The following is a 14,771-nucleotide window of genomic DNA, read 5'->3' on the forward strand; positions in this document are numbered from 1 at the left end:
TCCTGTTGTGGGGAGTGCGGTTTCGGCCGACCCCCGATCGGCCGAAACCGCGGACGGTGTGTCAGTTCTGACGCGCCTCATTTGCGGCATCCTGCTCGGTGGACGCGCCTTCGTGTACGAGGCTGCCACCCGAGTTCTCGAGGTGAGCACGAACGAACCACTGGAACTTTTCCAACTGCGCCGTCTGGCCGATCAACATGTCCTCGGTGATCGGATCGATCTTGCCGACGCTGTCGATTGCGGTGCGACTGTCGGTGATGATCCCGGTGTAGACGAGGTCGAGCGCAGCGAGGTGCGCACGAGCGTCGTCTCGGCCGACGGAGTAGTCGTCCCACGTTCGATCGCGCTCGATTGCTCCCGCAGTGCCCTTGGGCGAGTTACCCAGTGCCGCGATACGTTCGGCCACATCGTCGGCGTAGCCGCGAACCAACTCCACCTGGGGGTCGATCATCTCGTGCACGCCGATGAAGTTGGGGCCCACGACGTTCCAGTGAACGTGCTTGAGCGTGAGGTGAAGATCGTTGTAGGCGCTGAGGCGTTCCTGCAGAATATCGGCGACGGACGAACCGTCTGCGCTGCTCAGTCCCGGTACGGTGAACTCGGACATATGTTTTCCTCTCGTCTTGATGGGGATCGCCCTCCAGTGGGGCGGTCTCGCGCCATCGTCAATCGGATCGCGTGTCGGTCAGGTTCAGTGCGCGAGTGCTACTGGCTCCTCTGTCACCGGGTCGCCGTACATCATCGCGATTCGGCGCTTGACCTCTTCGGTTGTCAAAGTCGCACTTGCGACAGTGATTCCGATGCCGGTGGTGCTCTCGCCCTGTGTGGGCGGGATGTCGATCGTCGTCATCTTGCTCCCGGTGAAGAGTGTGCCGTGAGGGAGTCGGCTGAACCACCGACTCCGACGTCTGGGTGTTCTGCGCCTTCGAGCTCCAGTTATGGCGCTTTCAGGTGCTACAAAATCTATATCAGCCGATGTAGATAATTGGCAAGGCTACTTCGATTCGCGGGCGAAGGAAAGCGCATTGTGCAATCTTGTCGAAATCGGCTTTGATCTGCCATTTCATGCCTTTTCTGCTCGACGATTCTTGTTGTCAGTGGTCCTGGACACGCTTGAATCTATGTCCTGGGCGTCAGATTCACTGCGTGATGGTGCTAAGGTCGGGTGACGCCGATTGAGACAGCCGACACCGAACTAGGAGGTTCCAGTGACGTCGGAATCCCAGACCCGGGCGCTGCGCGGCGTGTACGGGATCTCAGTGATGTCTGAACTGTCCGGGGTAGGACCTCAGACGCTGCGCCTTTACGAGCGAAGGGGCTTGCTCACACCAACCCGCACCGATGGCGGTACGCGCCGGTACAGCGAGGCCGACCTGGATACGCTCGGACGAATCACCGCGCTGATCGACGACGGAGTCAATCTCGTCGGTATTCGTCTGATTCTGTCCCTCGAGGCCGAGAATGCAGTCTTAGCTGCTCGAATCAGCCAGTTGACCGCCGAGGGGGACTAGTGGTGCTGCTCGAGACGATGCCGTTCAGGATGGAGTTTCGGTGCGGGTAGGGTCGCCGAAGTCCGCGTCGGCGGAGATTTTGTTCCCTGCCGCTGCGATCTGTTCGAGCGCGGCGTCCAAAGCATCGACCAACCATTGATGCGACGCCTCCGCGAGGAGGCGATCCGGAGTGTCGGTGTTCTCGGATTGGAAGAACCGCACCAGCCATGATTCTCCGTTGTCGGGTCGATCGGAGAGTCCAGCCGCGGTATTGGTCGCCAGAAGGAACCGGTTGTATTCGAGGTCAACACGAATGGCGTACTCGCCGAACAGGTTCACCACGTTGGCCGGCCGATGAGTAGCGGCAGCGAGCGCAATGAGAGCGTCGTTGTAGGTTTCGGAGTACTTCATCGTGAGGGGCATGGTCGGCCTGTCTTTCTGGGCCGATGCAGCATTGCACGGCTATGTCGAGGAGATCAGTTCGCAGCCGCTGCTTGACGATGAACTGAAACCAATCCTAGCTCGAGTCTCCGAGCGCACTGACGCAAGCCCGTGGGGGTCAGTTGTTGCGCGCAAAGTTCGACTCACGCTCCGTGAGGAACTGATCGTCCGGAAGCGGTCCAGGTGGGGCAAGCGCAGTCAGGAACGACTCGGCCCACTGATGCACATCGTGTGTCATGACCTGTCGATGCAGCGCAGCCATACGTCGACGGCCTTCCTTCGGATCCTGATGAACCGCGGTCAGGATCGTATTCTTCACGCCGTCCAAATCGTGCGGGTTGACCAGATATGACTGTCGTAATTCCATTGCGGCACCGGTGAACTCGCTGAGAACGAGAGCACCTCCGAGGTCGCCACGACAGGCCACGTACTCCTTGGCCACCAGATTCATCCCGTCGCGCATCGGCGTCACGAGCATGACGTCGGCAGCGACGAACAGTGCGATCAGTTCTTCACGGTCGACCGGCTGATACAGGTAGTGAACGACGGGGCGGCCGATCTGACTGTGGTCACCGTTGATGCGGCCCACCTGCTCTTCGATGACGCTACGCAGGTCGATATAGTGCTGCACGCGTTCACGACTGGGCGTCGCGAGCTGCACCATCGTGTACTTCTCCGGATCCAGACGGTCCTCGTCGAGGAGTTCCTTCAAGGCTTGAAGCCGCAGGTCGATACCCTTGGTGTAGTCCAGCCGGTCGACTCCCAGCAAGATTTTCTCGGGATTTCCCAGCTCTTCCTTCAATTCGCGCGCGCGACGCAGGACCGAATCGCTTTTCGACTGGCGCTCGAGTTCGGCAGAATCGACGGAGATGGGAAAGGCGCCCACCTTGACGACGCGAGAATCGAAATCCACATGCCCGAGCGCACTTCGAACACCGACGCCCGCGGTCGTCGTCTTGAGGCCGAGAAGTTTGCGGGCCAAGAACAGGAAATTGTTTGCGCCACCAGGTAAGTGGAAGCCGATCAGATCGGCGCCCAGCATTCCCCTGACGATCTCCTTGCGCCACGGAAGCTGCATGAAGAGCTCGACCGGAGGGAACGGGATATGAAGAAAGAACCCGATCGTCAGATCCGGCCGCAGCTCGCGCAGCATCGCCGGCACAAGTTGCAACTGATAGTCCTGCACCCAGACAGTCGCTCCGTCCGCGGCGCAACGCGCGGTTTCCTCGGCGAACCGCTGGTTGACCGCGACGTAGGTGTGCCACCACGACCGCTCGAACGTCGGAGCCACCAGAACGTCGTGGTAGAGCGGCCACAACGTGTCGTTGGAGAACCCCTCGTAGTACTCGGCGAGGTCCTGAGAGGTCAGCTCGACGGGAAACAGACGAAGGCCGTCAACCACTATCGGATCGACCTTCTCGTCCGCGACCCCCGGCCAGCCGACCCAGGCGCCATCCCGCTGTCGCAGGATGGGTTCGAGCGCAGTGACGAGCCCACCCGGACTTCGCTTCCAGTTCTTGCTTCCGTCTTCGTCGGTTTCGAGATCGACCGGCAGTCGGTTTGCGACGACGACGAATTCGGAGAGCTTTTCGAGATCGGTACTCACGCCGACATCGGCTCCGCCAGGGTCTCGTCCAGGACGGAGGTCGAGGACAGGTACGCGACTGCATCGGCTGTCGAGTCGGTGTACACGATGTCGGTGTCCATCTTCAGAAGAGACAGCGGACGCCTGACAGGGTGCGCTGCGACGAGCGTCCACGGCACTCCGAGCCTCCGTGCCTTGGCCGACAGAGTCTCGATGATGGAAAGACCTCCGACGGAGATGAACTGGACGTCCGAGCAGTCGAGTACGAACGGGTGTCGCTCACCGATCAGGTCGTCGACGCAGGCAGCGAAATCAGCTCGGGACCGGACGTCGATCTCGCCGCTGACCACGAGCGACTGAATGTTTTCGGCACAGGTCGTCGTGAAGGTGGGGGGACTGTCCGTACGCTCATCTGTAGTTCTCGAAAACTCGTTCATCGAAACTCCTGACGGATTGCTCGAAACGGTTCGTTCGAACGGTCTGGTTCGAAACGGTTTCGTTCGAAACCGGGAAACGGCACGGGAAGCAACGCACGAACCGTGCTCGTCTTCAACGGCTGGGTACTCAACCGTGCTGAGTGCCTACCTTACCGCATCGCGAAAACCCAGGTGAAAAGCGTTAGATCCGTACGGATTTCAAGGTCCCGTGAGCGTCGGCCCACGGGACCTTGGTCCCGATGGTTCAGACCTTCCGGGATCAGTCGGTGTCAGTCGCCGGGCCGGTGCTCGAGGCTCCGCCCTCGTCGGCCCACGTACGTTCGCCCGACGGATCGGTCTGAACGTCCTTGGGCGCGGTGTCGGAGCCGGTTCCCGGGCCGTGGTCGGTGCCGGTGGTCTGCGGCTCGTCCGTCTGATCCGTGCGGTCGGTGGAATTCTGTTCACTCATGGTGTGCGTTTCCTTCGGGAAGTCGTTGTTCATGTACTTGTCGTTTCCTGCTCACCCGCGAGGGGTACTCAGTAGGGGGTAGTGCGTCACGTCGAGCCAGTACGTCACGTCGAGTCCATACCGGCAAAGTCAGCTGTCACCGAAGCAGGAGATTTCACGTGAACCATATGACCGTGACGACCGAACACCTGCGTGCACTGCTGGGCAGTGGCCCCCATTCGGAACTGGTAGCGGTCGGGGGCGAGATCGAGATCTACGTCCCCGATGAAGAAGGGTTCGGTCTCGAGGGTATCTCGCTTGTCACTCGCGAGCAGTTGGCCGAACGTCTACCGTCCTCACCCGACAACCCCGACGAAGGTGAACTACGTATCGCCGCAGAATCGTTGAGCGAGATGATCGCCGAACTCGGCGGTTGAACTCCGAAGTTCGGGGCAGCCGACGTCAGATCTGCGGGATCGGATCCGGAGGGTACGGGTTCGGTGGCGTCGGAGTCGGTGGCACGGGCGGCGGATTCATCGGATCGGGTGGTGTCGGCGCCGGTGGTGTCGGCGGCCCCGGGTCGGGGGCGGGGCCCGGATCCGGTGGTGGGGGAGTGGTCATGAGTGCCGGGTTCCCAAACACTTGCCGAACAAACACCTAGTGTTCGGAGTGGCTTTTGGTGTTCCCTTCGGCAGGTAGATCATCGACGATGTCGACTACGGCGACGTGGATGCTCTCTGCAGAGACCGGTGGGTCCGTGTCGCCGAGGATCAGGTGAACGACATCGACGACGGTGAATCGAACCCGGTCCGACAGTTCGGCCAGATCCACTCCGTATGGCGCTGCCAGTTCGATACGTAGTGAACGTATTTCGTGGCCGTCGACGAAGAACTCGATGCTGCTCGGCGAGCAGTGGTGCCGAGAACGTATCTCGGCGGCCAAGTGGGTGCGGAGTACGTGATCGCTCACCGACACCGTGCCTAGACGTGGACCTTCCGACGCGTGTGCGTCGAGCGGCCAACCGGACGCCGAGGTCGACCGTAGCGCCCGGATCACCTTGTCGCTGATTCGATCCCAGCCCGGCTCGGGAGCGTTCCGCAGGACGTCGGATGCGTGCGCCATCAATGCGTCGGTTCGTGATTCAGTCATCGCCACCTCGTCATTCGTTCACTCAGGTTAGCCCGTGCACGATGGTGATGCCCGCGCACCGCATCCGGGGTGAGTCTTAGAATCTTGCCGATTTGAACGAACGTGAGCATCTCCACCTCTCGCAGCGTCCATGCCGCACGCTGGCGATAAGGCAGTTCACCCAACGCTTCTTCCAATGCCTCGAGGAACGCGGAGTTCGAGGTCGTGTCGAACGGGCCGGCCTCGGGAGACGGCACGAGAGGATCGAGCAATCTGTCGTCGATCGGTTGAGCTCTCTTGATTCGATAGCTGTCCACGATCTTTCGGGAACAGATCGCGAAAAGCCATGTTCGCATCGACGATTCGCCACGAAATGAATCGAGTCGGCGCCACGCGGCCACGAAGGTGTCCTGGACTACCTCGAGAATGTCGCCTTCATCTGCGAGCATTCGACGCGCATAGCGGTGAAGTGCAGGTCCGTAGTAGTGCACCAGTGACTCGAATGCTTCTCGGTCGCCGAGTATCGCAGCGTCCACCGTTGCGGTGTCCAAGCCGTCAGGTGCTTCGGTGAGCCCCTGTGTGTGCGGTAACGCCACAGTCGCTCCTCTCGCGGAAATGCGGAAAACTCGGCTGCGTTCGAAGATTGTTCGCCCGGCCGGGGCGTTGAATGTTACGGACAGTAACTAACAAGTGTCAGTGATGCACGTCACCCGACTCGGGCATTCGGTTTTGCCTTCGAGTGACGACTACACAGGTAGATCGATCAACAGGAGGAGATGACAGTGGTCAGCACACAGGTTGCGACAGCATCTACGAAGGATGTTGCATCATCGAACGACTCGGCTCTCGTGAGCTCTCAAGGAAAGACGTCGATCGCCGACACCGTTGTCTCGAAGATTGCCGGCATCGCTACGCGAGAGGTGAGCGGTGTGTACGACGTCGGCGGCGGAGCGTCCCGGGTTGTCGGGGCACTGCGCGAGCGGATCCCCGGCGCGAGTGTCAACCACTCCCAGGGAGTATCGGTCGAGGTCGGCGAAAAGCAGGCAGCGGTCGACATCGACATCGTGGCCGAGTACGGCGTATCGCTCGCCGATCTGGCCACCGGCATTCGCCGCAACGTCATTGCGGCGCTCGAACGGATGACGGGTCTCGAAGTGACCGAGGTGAACATCACAGTTCACGACGTCCACCTCGACGAGGGCAGCGACGACGAAACCGGCGAGCCCAAGACTGCACGCGTGCAGTGAGTTCCGAAATCGCTGACACCATCGCGGCGGCTGTGACGGGGGTACCTGGGGTCGCCTCGCTTCATGCCGGAATGTTCGGCGAGGTTGGCACGTACCTCCCCGGCCGCCGCGTCGTCGGCGTGCGGGTGACGGAGTCGTCGACAGACATCCATGTGTGCATCTTCGCCGACGCCGCCGTTCGAGACACGGCTTTACGTATCCGCCAAGCGGTTTCAGGACTCGTTACAGGCCCCGTGAACGTGACAGTGGAAGACGTAGTCGGTCGTGCGCACGATGCCTGAGCACTCTCGTGGTCCAGTTCCTGATCGCCGATCCGCACGCCGAGAGGCGATCAGGAGCTACCACCCCGACGTGGGCGGATCTGCCGACGCGCTCAATCGAGCGCTCGAACGCGTCGACCGGGACTTCGCGTCCCCGATCGGTGTGGGTGTGCGCAGGACACTGCGCGGCACGATGCGGCAGATAGCGAAACCCGCTCGGACCCAGTACACGCGTTTGCGCGCTCGGTTTCCGGGTGCAAAGACCTACACCGAGATCTGACAGGCACCATCGAACATCATCCACAACGGAGGATTCACATGACCACCTCGACTGTCGGCCTACTGGCAGGACTACTTCTCGGAGTCGCAGCTGCTGCAGGCGGTTTCACCGGATTCCTCATCGCTCTGGTTCTCGGTGTGATCGGATATCTCGTCGGTGGTCAGCGTGACGGCGAGTTCGATCTCGGTGTGATGCTGAAGGGTCGCGGACGTGGCTGAGACAGCTCGACCGGAGTCGTCTGTGCTTGGTGAGCCGGGCGATCGCGGAACGCTGACGATTCGAGACAGAGTCGCGCAGAAGTTGGTTCTCGAGGCGACGCGCGGAACCCCGGGGGTGCGCCATCACGCCGCCGGCATGGACAAACTGACCGGGCGCGAATTGCCGAGGGCGCGAGTGCTGGTATCCGGCAAGCGGGTACGGGCCAAGGTGGACATCGCGATCGAGTGGCCCGGATCCTTGTCGGTCATCGGTACCGCGGTGCGAGAGAACGTGACAACCCAGTTGCAGTCTGTATCGGGCCTGGACGTAGACGGCGTGGACGTGGCGATCGTGAGCGTTCTCCCGGCATCGACCAAGCGTGACGCGGGAAGGAAAGTGCGATGACCGCCGACAAGGTCGCACCACCCACTGCCTCGAGGGCTGCTGCTCCTGTTCCCCTTGCGGCGCCCGGATCGGCCGTCACGGGATTCCTCATCGCCGCGGCGCTACTTGCGCTCGGCGTGGTCGGCGTCCGCGACGCGCTGGTGGATACCGGCGTGATCACCGGGTCGCAGTGGATACCAAGTGCTGCCGCATATGTGGACGGGCTCGCGTACCAGGGTTGGATGTTGCCGGCGGGGATCGCAGCCGTCGTTCTCGGCCTGTGGTTCGTCATCCTCGGACTCAAACCGCGACGAAAGACTGCCAATGCCTTGGTCGGAGTCGCGAATACGTGGATCGATCCCGCCGATGTAGCGGCGATAGCGTCTGTTCGCGTCGAGTCACTGGCCCAGGTTCGATCCGCTTCGTCACACGCAACCCGGCGCAAGCTGGAAGTGAAGGCCTCGGTCACGCCCGATGGAGCCGCCACCGCTGAATCGGAAATCCGTGCGGTGCTGGGGGACTTGGCCGGGTCGCTGTCACCATCGCCGCGAATCAAGGTTCGTATCCAGACGGGATCGCTGTCATGACTCGGACGGCGACGGCGATGGATCGCGTGGCGACATGCGTCGTGGGGATGCTCGCGATAGCGCTGGGAGTTGCAGCGATCCTGTGGAATCGCGACGTGATCAAGGATTTCCCGGCGCGTATCGAGATCCCGTGGGCTGAAGATCTTGTCGATCACTCGTGGTGGCCATGGGCTGTCGGAGCTGGGGGAGTATTGCTAGTCCTCCTCGCGTTGCGGTGGTTGATCGCGCATGTGCCGCTGCGTCGGGTGAAGGAGATCACGGTCCCTGGGTCGAACTCGCACAATTCCATCACCGCGGATCTGGGTGCGGTGGCGGAAGGGGCGAGCGCATCACTGGAGGACTTCGACGAAGTGTCGCGTGTCCGAGGAAAAGCGTTGCTCGATCGTGGAGTTCGCACGATCGATTTGCGAGTGACATTGAGACGTAGCGTCGTATCCGGATCGGAAACGTTGTCCGAGTTGATTTCTCGCGTCACTGACACGGGGGATCAAGTCGAGTCGATGGTCGGTGATCCATCCGTCGCGACCAGAACTCACATCGCCGTGGAAAGCGCGAAACGCGATGAGCCGAGAACTCTCTGATCAATCGAGGTTTGAGCCTCCCGGTGACCGGGTATTGGTAGACCTCCCGATCGTGCACAGAGTCATGGATGTTGCTGTGGCACTGTGTGTCACGGTGCTCCTTGCGACCGTCACTTCGATGGCGATCGCGATCGTAGTGACGCTGATCATGTGCGCGTCGGTGAGTGTCGTTTCTCGTATGTGGTGAATCGCCAGTCATTTTGGTTCTGTCGTGAACACCTGATAGAAAGGTAAGCAGACAATGTGGCTGCTACTGAGTGCACGATCCCCCGCGTCGTGCGGTGGAGAGTCCGGTTGTGTGCAAACACTACCCGCGATCACGGTCTAGTTGCGCGGGCCGATCGCTCGGAACTCTCCCTTTACCGGCAGTCTCTCATTGCGCCGCCCCTCTTTACTCTAAGGAGTTCAAATGCTTCCTCTCGGTATCATCGCCTGGATCATCATCGGTGGACTGGCGGGTTGGATCGGCAGTAAGATCATGAAAACCGATGCGCAGCAGGGGATCTTCCTCAACATCGTTGTCGGTGTCATCGGCGGTCTGATCGGTGGTTTCCTGCTTCGAGTCTTCGGCGTCGATGTCGAGGGCGCGGGCTGGATCTTCAGCTTCCTCACTTGCCTCCTCGGCGCCGTCATCTTGCTGTTCCTGGTCAAGGCAGTCACCGGAAAACGCTGACACGCATTTGTCCACGCAGTTCGAGTTCGACTGAATCCACGACCGAATTCCACGGCCGAACGCACGACCGAATCCAAGAAGGAGAAATACATGTCTGACTTCATCGACAAGGCAAAGCACCGCGCTGAGGATCTCATCGGCGAAGCGAAGGAAAAGTTCGGAAACGCCACGGGCAACGATGATCTGGCTGCCGAGGGTGTTGCCGAACAGGGCGAGGCGAAGGTCAAGAAGGCCGGCGACACTGTCAGTGACAAGGTCTCGGATATCAAGGACAAGTTCACAAGCTGAGTGAGCTTCGGCGCGGTTGATCGGCACGTCCGGTCAACCGCGCTTTTGTGTGTCTCCTCGGCCGTTGCGGCTACCGCGATACGCGAACTTGCGCGTTTCTGCGAGCCACTCCGGAAGCATGCGCATGTGGGCCGGTGTGTTCAGAATCGGATCGAAGGACGGCTGGAGGCAATCCGGGTGGTCCTCGACCTCGTCGAGACAGAGATGCCCGATCGGTATCAACTGAAGTTGAATTCTCGCGAGGTACACGGAGAAGTGCAGCGGGGAATGATCGACCGCAGCTTTCAATGCAGACAAAGAAGTGCCGGCCGGATGGACACCGCGCGGTGTCACGATCAGCCACGCCGCGGCACCGCCCGCGCGTGAGTAAGGAACCAGTGTGCTGTATCTCGCGCCGTTCCACGAGAAAGCCGGAGCTGGAAACATTTTCGAGAAGGTAGAAAGTCCTGATGTTGCGAGAAGAATGTCCCACGGGTTTTCATCTGCGCCGACATCGTGCAACCGAAGCGCCAGGCCGAGTACGTCGGGTAGGTCTCCGGGTGTTCCGAGGGCTTTCGACATTCGAGCGGTGACGGTAATCGTCGACGACTCCGATACCGGCCACCATGGGGTGGCCGGCTTCAATGTTCCCTTCAGTTCGATCCCGTGAGGGTGAAAAACCCTGGCCATGCGCAGCGATGATGCGAAGTGGAACGGCGCACCGACCAGCTTCCCGATCGCACTCTTGCCGGCGGGGATGATCGAATTGATCGTCACAGCTTCCTTTATCTGAGAATTCTCCGCCCGTGAAGCGCCCGGACTGGACGGACGTTCAGGCGTATTGACGGGCTTTTCAGTGGCGTCTTTCGACTTCCCAGTGGTGGTGATTGCTAATCATGTGACATGCCGTAACAAAAGTCTCGCCCGCCGGGATAATTAGCCAAACGCATAAATTGGTCGTTATGGTTTGTTTGTCCGTAACGGTGCGATCGGACCTGCGACCGTCGCGAACTGGCGAGATTGCTACTCGTGATTTGTGTTTGGTGATTGCGCGGAAACAAGAAATGTCGAGGAGACACGCTGATGGGCCACTCTCGAACCTGGCTGACGCGCGCGCTGGCAATGCCGGTGGCTGTCGCGGTCACTTTGTTGCTTCCGCTCGGCAGTGTCGCCTCCGCCCAGGATTTCGAGGACGACGCAGATACTTCGGTGGCCGCCGCAGCCACAACTCCGATCTCCTTCACCGAACTCGGACGAGGAACAGACATCGTGTTCTCCTCCGATGACGCACCCGTCTTGGTGACCGTGCCGGTGCCGGACGGACTCACCGCAACAGCCGTGACCGGAATCCTGACCGCCCCGACCGACTTCAGTAGGGGTTGGCTCGAAGTGACTGCGGACGGCAGATTGGTGAGCCGCGTCGACTTCGACGCCGGGCAGGCCGGAACCGGCCTACCGATTTCGGTTCCGTTGCAAGGTCTCGAAGTGGTCGACCGGAGCGTGACCGTGTCGATGATCGCTCACCTCGTTCCCGTCGACGACCGCTGCTACGACCGAACGAGATACCAGCCCCTTGCGCTCCGGGATGCCTTTGTCGCCTACGACGGTGCCGAGCAGCAGCCCACGACTGTTGCAACCTTCTTTCCGCCGATTTTGAGGAAGGCAACCATCTACGTCACGGATGGTTCGTCACGGTCACAGCAGAGTGCGGCTCTGCAGCTGAGTGCAGCGATTGTCAACAAGTACGGAAGTCAGCCTGACGCCGTGGTGGTGGAACAACTGCCGAACGGCCAGAGTCTGCCGTCCGCTGAGCCGGGACTGTTCGAGAGAGCTGTAGTACTCGGCAACAGTGGGGACGCCGGCATCGATCTCGCGGCTGCTCCGAATGGTGCACCAGTGCTGCGAATTTCAGGGGACGACAAGACCCTCGTTCCTCAGGTCAGTCTGTTGGCGGCGAACTTCGACGGCTACTGGGCGGCGAGCAGGGCGCTCGCGTCACCGGACAACACAGTTGCCCAGATTTCCCAGGACGCCATCACCGTCGGTGAGCTGAAGCTCGGAACGTTGACGGCTTCCGGTCTCAATCACATCGAGGTCGACGTCCCGTTCAGCCAGTCGCAACTGGGGCGTCCGATGAAGGACGTGTCGATCCGAATGATCGGTTCCTATGTACCGCTGCCGAATTCACGCAACGGAGAACTGTCGATTTCGCTGGGGGACTCACGGCTTGCTTCGCAGACGGTGAACGAGACAGGGCGCTTCGACATCGGCGTCGATGTTCCGAACGAACTCCTGCGTCGCGACCTGACCTTCGAAGTCTCGATGGATGTGACCGGCGACTTCCAATGCGGCACCAGTAGCCCGTCTTCGCTCACTGTCGATCCGGCAAGCACCATCACGTCCACTACCGGATTCCCGCCGACGCCTGGAGGATTCCAGGCATTACCGCAGTCGATGCTGCCCACACTCGATGTCGGTTTGAGTCACGGTGATTTCGCAGATCTCGTTCGCGCGCAGCGCCTCGTTGTCGCGATGCAGCGGTTGAGCTATCTGCCGCTGCAACCGCGTGTGCTCCCCTTCGGCGACGCGGCGACCAGTTCGCTGCCGGCGTTGTTGATCGCGGCGGACGGGAAGCTTCCCACTCCGGTGGCTCTACCCATGGACACAGCAGATCAAGGGCTCCTGCGCTTGCAGGGTCTTGAATTCGGTGGACAATACGGTGCCTTGCAGGTGGTTTCGGGTTCGCACAACGAAGTGGTGGCGCTGACCTCTGAGGGTGATGCGGCCGATGCCGACGGTCTGCTCAACTGGTTGGAAAGTGGGAAGGACCGGTTCGCAGAACTGACCGGCGATCTCCTGGTCGCGCCTCGGGGAAGTGAGCCCTTCGATGTCGGAGTCAACGTCGCCCCGTTGGGCACCGCGGCCTCGGCCGAAGAGGAGACCGGACTGAGCGCGGTCACGATCGGCTGGATCGGATTCGGGACCGTGGTTCTGATCGCTGTTGCCGTCGGTGGTGTGCTCGTAGCTCGGCGTCGCGGACAGTGACCGTCACCGATCGCCCGGCCCTGTCCGTCGCGGTCCACGATCTACCGGGCCGCAAGCCATGGCGGATGTTCGTCGCGCTCTTCGCGATCTACACCGCGTTGGGCGTGTGGATGAACGCGGGTATCGGGTTCATCTTCACCGATTCGCTCAGCCGCGTCGCCGCGGTGTCGGCGATGCTGCTCAGCCGTGATCCGCACTTCGCGGCGATCGGGTTCGTGTTCACCCCGTTGACGGCGGCAGTCCAGATTCCGATGGGCCTGATGGGTCATTGGTGGCCGGATCTGCTGCGGTGGAACATCACTGCGGTCGTGATGTCCGCGGCCTTCATGGCTGGTGCTGTGATTCAGGTACGCGGGATCAGCCGCGACCGTGGGTGTGCGCGATGGGTCACCGTCGTCCTGACCGTGCTGTTCGCTGTCAACCCGATGATCGTCATGTACGCGGCGAGCGGAATGAGCGAAGCTCCGTTCCTCTTCTTCGTTCTGTGGGCGACACGTCGGTTGATTCGGTGGATGCGAAGCGACGACGTACACGACCTCATCGGTGCCGGCCTCGCTTTCGCTCTGGCGTACCTCACCAGATACGACGCATTGGCCCCGCTGTTCGTCGCGGTGGTGCTGGTGACCGTGGTGAGTTGGCTTCGTTTCCGCCCGACTGCTGACGAGCTCGGCGAGGGCGCGGGGCCTGGCTTGCGGCTCTGGGCAGCAGCCCTCGACGGTGCCGTAGTGCTGATGCCGGGATTCCTTGCCTTCGCCTTGTGGTCGTTTGCCAGTTGGCTCATCACAGGTCAAGCGTTCCAACAGTTCTCGTCGGTCTACGGGAACAGTTCCATCCTGGAGCAGGCTGGTGCCGGAACCGACTCACCGATCGCCCGTCTTGCGTTCTCGATTACCGAAATGGCCGTACTCGGCCCGGCGCTCCCGGTGCTCGCGGTCCTTGCAATCATCTACGCACTTCGGCGGCGCGACACCGAAGTGGTCGTGCCTCTTGTGTTGTTCGGCGCCATCCTCGGTGCCCAAACCTTGCTCTACGTGATGGGATCGACGTTTCCCCTTCTGCGCTTCTACATTTCGATCATTCCGCTGTCTTTCGTGTTGGTCGTCCTGATCGCACCTCGCGGTGCGCCGGTCGTCACGCGTCGACCGGGGGCTGCTGCGTCACGCTCGGTATCGACGTACCCCGAGCAGTCGGGGCCCTCTCTGCCCCTTGTGATCTCTCTGTGCTTGCTGGTCGGGTCGACGCTGGTCACGTTTGTCGCGATGGGTAATGCGCGGATCGCAGTGCTCGAGCATTCCATTGCCAGTGCGATCATTCCGGGCCGGCAGAACCTGGAGGAGCAGACGAATCTGCGCACGTTTGCGGCCGAGCGTCGCATCGCCAGCTACCTGGACGACTTGGCTCTGCCGGAGGGGTCGGTTCTGCTCGACACCGTGCAGAGCTATGCCGTCGTGGCGTCGTCGAACAACCCTCGGCAATTCGTCGTGCCTTCCGATGCGGACTTCGTGCGCGTACTGAACAACCCCGCCGAACATCACGTCGAATACATCCTGTCGGTGCCGAACACCGGTCGCGGTGTGTCGGACGCGGTCAATCGGCGCTATCCGACGATGTACGACACCGGGGCCGGCGGTGTGGGAGCGCTGGTACTCGAGGTTCCCAACGACGGCGGCATGGACCCTTCGGCCTGGCGTTTGTATCGCGTCACCGGTGAACGGCAAACGGGTCGATGAGGCAATTCGTG

At 61.2% G+C, this 14,771-nt stretch carries 22 protein-coding genes; 13 read left to right on the forward strand and 9 right to left on the reverse strand.

The window, feature by feature from the left end; translation table 11 throughout:
- Nucleotides 1-61 precede the first annotated feature (61 nt).
- Both P3G66_RS22475 and P3G66_RS22480 read right to left on the reverse strand, forming a co-directional pair.
- The gene (locus P3G66_RS22475; protein ID WP_003943731.1) at nt 62-607 is read right to left on the reverse strand and encodes a DNA starvation/stationary phase protection protein; all 546 of its coding nucleotides are present in this window, start codon (nt 605-607) and stop codon (nt 62-64) included.
- An 84-nt stretch (nt 608-691) separates the two neighbouring features.
- A complete protein-coding gene (locus P3G66_RS22480) occupies nt 692-850 on the reverse strand; it encodes a hypothetical protein (protein WP_003943664.1) in 159 nt (52 codons plus the stop codon).
- A gap of 358 nt (nt 851-1,208) precedes the next feature.
- Between P3G66_RS22480 and P3G66_RS22485 the strand changes: the two genes are divergently transcribed.
- Nucleotides 1,209-1,511 (forward strand): MerR family transcriptional regulator, encoded by a 303-nt coding sequence (locus tag P3G66_RS22485; RefSeq protein ID WP_003943719.1) that lies wholly within the window; start codon nt 1,209-1,211, stop codon nt 1,509-1,511.
- A 24-nt stretch (nt 1,512-1,535) separates the two neighbouring features.
- Here the strand turns inward: P3G66_RS22485 and P3G66_RS22490 are convergent, their stop codons facing one another.
- From P3G66_RS22490 to P3G66_RS22505, 4 genes are all read right to left on the reverse strand, one after another.
- Nucleotides 1,536-1,913 carry a hypothetical protein gene (locus tag P3G66_RS22490; RefSeq protein WP_007726560.1) on the reverse strand — a complete coding sequence of 126 codons (378 nt, stop codon included), beginning with the start codon at nt 1,911-1,913 and terminating at the stop codon, nt 1,536-1,538.
- 136 nt (nt 1,914-2,049) lie between these two features.
- Nucleotides 2,050-3,537: a trehalose-6-phosphate synthase gene (locus tag P3G66_RS22495; RefSeq protein WP_003943632.1), complete on the reverse strand. Its 1,488-nt coding sequence runs from the start codon at nt 3,535-3,537 to the stop codon at nt 2,050-2,052.
- Nucleotides 3,534-3,953 (reverse strand): STAS domain-containing protein, encoded by a 420-nt coding sequence (locus P3G66_RS22500; protein WP_007726563.1) that lies wholly within the window; start codon nt 3,951-3,953, stop codon nt 3,534-3,536. Before P3G66_RS22500 ends, P3G66_RS22495 begins: the two co-directional genes overlap by 4 nt.
- A gap of 259 nt (nt 3,954-4,212) precedes the next feature.
- A complete protein-coding gene (locus tag P3G66_RS22505; protein WP_136472457.1) occupies nt 4,213-4,401 on the reverse strand; it encodes a PI-type proteinase in 189 nt (62 codons plus the stop codon).
- A 167-nt stretch (nt 4,402-4,568) separates the two neighbouring features.
- On the opposite strand from P3G66_RS22505, the gene P3G66_RS22510 reads away from it, so the two are divergent.
- On the forward strand, nt 4,569-4,817 hold the full coding sequence (locus tag P3G66_RS22510; protein ID WP_007726566.1) for a hypothetical protein: 249 nt from the start codon (nt 4,569-4,571) through the stop codon (nt 4,815-4,817).
- Nucleotides 4,818-5,037: 220 nt separating this feature from the next.
- On the opposite strand, the gene P3G66_RS22515 is transcribed toward P3G66_RS22510, so the two are convergent.
- Nucleotides 5,038-5,529: a hypothetical protein gene (locus P3G66_RS22515; RefSeq protein WP_218960345.1), complete on the reverse strand. Its 492-nt coding sequence runs from the start codon at nt 5,527-5,529 to the stop codon at nt 5,038-5,040.
- Nucleotides 5,526-6,104 (reverse strand): RNA polymerase sigma factor, encoded by a 579-nt coding sequence (locus P3G66_RS22520; RefSeq protein WP_003943626.1) that lies wholly within the window; start codon nt 6,102-6,104, stop codon nt 5,526-5,528. Before P3G66_RS22520 ends, P3G66_RS22515 begins: the two co-directional genes overlap by 4 nt.
- Before the next feature lie 186 nt (nt 6,105-6,290).
- On the opposite strand from P3G66_RS22520, the gene P3G66_RS22525 reads away from it, so the two are divergent.
- From P3G66_RS22525 to P3G66_RS22565, 9 genes are all read left to right on the forward strand, one after another.
- A complete protein-coding gene (locus P3G66_RS22525; protein WP_003943699.1) occupies nt 6,291-6,755 on the forward strand; it encodes an Asp23/Gls24 family envelope stress response protein in 465 nt (154 codons plus the stop codon).
- The gene (locus P3G66_RS22530) at nt 6,752-7,036 is read left to right on the forward strand and encodes a hypothetical protein (RefSeq protein ID WP_037131005.1); all 285 of its coding nucleotides are present in this window, start codon (nt 6,752-6,754) and stop codon (nt 7,034-7,036) included. Before P3G66_RS22525 ends, P3G66_RS22530 begins: the two co-directional genes overlap by 4 nt.
- Nucleotides 7,037-7,106: 70 nt before the next feature.
- Nucleotides 7,107-7,295: a hypothetical protein gene (locus P3G66_RS22535; RefSeq protein ID WP_007726577.1), complete on the forward strand. Its 189-nt coding sequence runs from the start codon at nt 7,107-7,109 to the stop codon at nt 7,293-7,295.
- A gap of 38 nt (nt 7,296-7,333) precedes the next feature.
- Complete coding sequence (locus P3G66_RS22540; protein WP_003943629.1) at nt 7,334-7,513, forward strand: hypothetical protein; 180 nt, start codon at nt 7,334-7,336, stop codon at nt 7,511-7,513.
- Entirely contained in the window at nt 7,506-7,898 is a 393-nt protein-coding gene (locus tag P3G66_RS22545; protein WP_019747452.1) for an Asp23/Gls24 family envelope stress response protein, read from the forward strand. The genes P3G66_RS22540 and P3G66_RS22545 overlap by 8 nt, the downstream gene beginning before the upstream one ends.
- Nucleotides 7,895-8,464, forward strand: a complete 570-nt coding sequence (locus P3G66_RS22550) for a DUF6286 domain-containing protein (protein WP_019747451.1) — start codon at nt 7,895-7,897, stop codon at nt 8,462-8,464. Before P3G66_RS22545 ends, P3G66_RS22550 begins: the two co-directional genes overlap by 4 nt.
- Complete coding sequence (locus P3G66_RS22555; RefSeq protein ID WP_046378100.1) at nt 8,461-9,045, forward strand: hypothetical protein; 585 nt, start codon at nt 8,461-8,463, stop codon at nt 9,043-9,045. The genes P3G66_RS22550 and P3G66_RS22555 overlap by 4 nt, the downstream gene beginning before the upstream one ends.
- Nucleotides 9,046-9,454: 409 nt before the next feature.
- Nucleotides 9,455-9,718 (forward strand): GlsB/YeaQ/YmgE family stress response membrane protein, encoded by a 264-nt coding sequence (locus tag P3G66_RS22560; RefSeq protein WP_003943661.1) that lies wholly within the window; start codon nt 9,455-9,457, stop codon nt 9,716-9,718.
- A 90-nt stretch (nt 9,719-9,808) separates the two neighbouring features.
- Nucleotides 9,809-10,006, forward strand: coding sequence for a CsbD family protein (locus P3G66_RS22565; protein WP_276117118.1), 198 nt, complete (start codon nt 9,809-9,811; stop codon nt 10,004-10,006).
- A gap of 33 nt (nt 10,007-10,039) precedes the next feature.
- Here P3G66_RS22565 and P3G66_RS22570 read toward each other — a convergent pair whose 3' ends face one another.
- Nucleotides 10,040-10,762 carry a hypothetical protein gene (locus P3G66_RS22570; protein ID WP_021333851.1) on the reverse strand — a complete coding sequence of 241 codons (723 nt, stop codon included), beginning with the start codon at nt 10,760-10,762 and terminating at the stop codon, nt 10,040-10,042.
- A 306-nt stretch (nt 10,763-11,068) separates the two neighbouring features.
- Here P3G66_RS22570 and P3G66_RS22575 point away from each other — a divergent pair, with 306 nt between their 5' ends.
- The gene (locus P3G66_RS22575; RefSeq protein WP_065352047.1) at nt 11,069-13,030 is read left to right on the forward strand and encodes a hypothetical protein; all 1,962 of its coding nucleotides are present in this window, start codon (nt 11,069-11,071) and stop codon (nt 13,028-13,030) included.
- Complete coding sequence (locus P3G66_RS22580; RefSeq protein ID WP_276117119.1) at nt 13,027-14,760, forward strand: ABC transporter; 1,734 nt, start codon at nt 13,027-13,029, stop codon at nt 14,758-14,760. The genes P3G66_RS22575 and P3G66_RS22580 overlap by 4 nt, the downstream gene beginning before the upstream one ends.
- Nucleotides 14,761-14,771 lie beyond the last annotated feature (11 nt).

Source organism: Rhodococcus sp. C3V (genome assembly GCF_029269915.1).
In the GTDB taxonomy this organism is placed as follows: Bacteria; Actinomycetota; Actinomycetes; order Mycobacteriales; family Mycobacteriaceae; genus Rhodococcus_F; species Rhodococcus_F qingshengii.

What these genes read in the sequence shown, in the direction of transcription:
- P3G66_RS22475 (WP_003943731.1), bottom strand. Translation starts at nt 607, where the DNA reads ATGTCCGAGTTCACCGTACCGGGACTGAGCAGCGCAGACGGTTCGTCC.
- P3G66_RS22480 (WP_003943664.1), bottom strand. Translation starts at nt 850, where the DNA reads ATGACGACGATCGACATCCCGCCCACACAGGGCGAGAGCACCACCGGC.
- P3G66_RS22490 (WP_007726560.1), bottom strand. Translation starts at nt 1,913, where the DNA reads ATGCCCCTCACGATGAAGTACTCCGAAACCTACAACGACGCTCTCATT.
- P3G66_RS22500 (WP_007726563.1), bottom strand. Translation starts at nt 3,953, where the DNA reads ATGAACGAGTTTTCGAGAACTACAGATGAGCGTACGGACAGTCCCCCC.
- P3G66_RS22505 (WP_136472457.1), bottom strand. Translation starts at nt 4,401, where the DNA reads ATGAGTGAACAGAATTCCACCGACCGCACGGATCAGACGGACGAGCCG.
- P3G66_RS22510 (WP_007726566.1), top strand. Translation starts at nt 4,569, where the DNA reads ATGACCGTGACGACCGAACACCTGCGTGCACTGCTGGGCAGTGGCCCC.
- P3G66_RS22515 (WP_218960345.1), bottom strand. Translation starts at nt 5,529, where the DNA reads ATGACTGAATCACGAACCGACGCATTGATGGCGCACGCATCCGACGTC.
- P3G66_RS22540 (WP_003943629.1), top strand. Translation starts at nt 7,334, where the DNA reads ATGACCACCTCGACTGTCGGCCTACTGGCAGGACTACTTCTCGGAGTC.
- P3G66_RS22550 (WP_019747451.1), top strand. Translation starts at nt 7,895, where the DNA reads ATGACCGCCGACAAGGTCGCACCACCCACTGCCTCGAGGGCTGCTGCT.
- P3G66_RS22555 (WP_046378100.1), top strand. Translation starts at nt 8,461, where the DNA reads ATGACTCGGACGGCGACGGCGATGGATCGCGTGGCGACATGCGTCGTG.
- P3G66_RS22560 (WP_003943661.1), top strand. Translation starts at nt 9,455, where the DNA reads ATGCTTCCTCTCGGTATCATCGCCTGGATCATCATCGGTGGACTGGCG.
- P3G66_RS22565 (WP_276117118.1), top strand. Translation starts at nt 9,809, where the DNA reads ATGTCTGACTTCATCGACAAGGCAAAGCACCGCGCTGAGGATCTCATC.
- P3G66_RS22575 (WP_065352047.1), top strand. Translation starts at nt 11,069, where the DNA reads ATGGGCCACTCTCGAACCTGGCTGACGCGCGCGCTGGCAATGCCGGTG.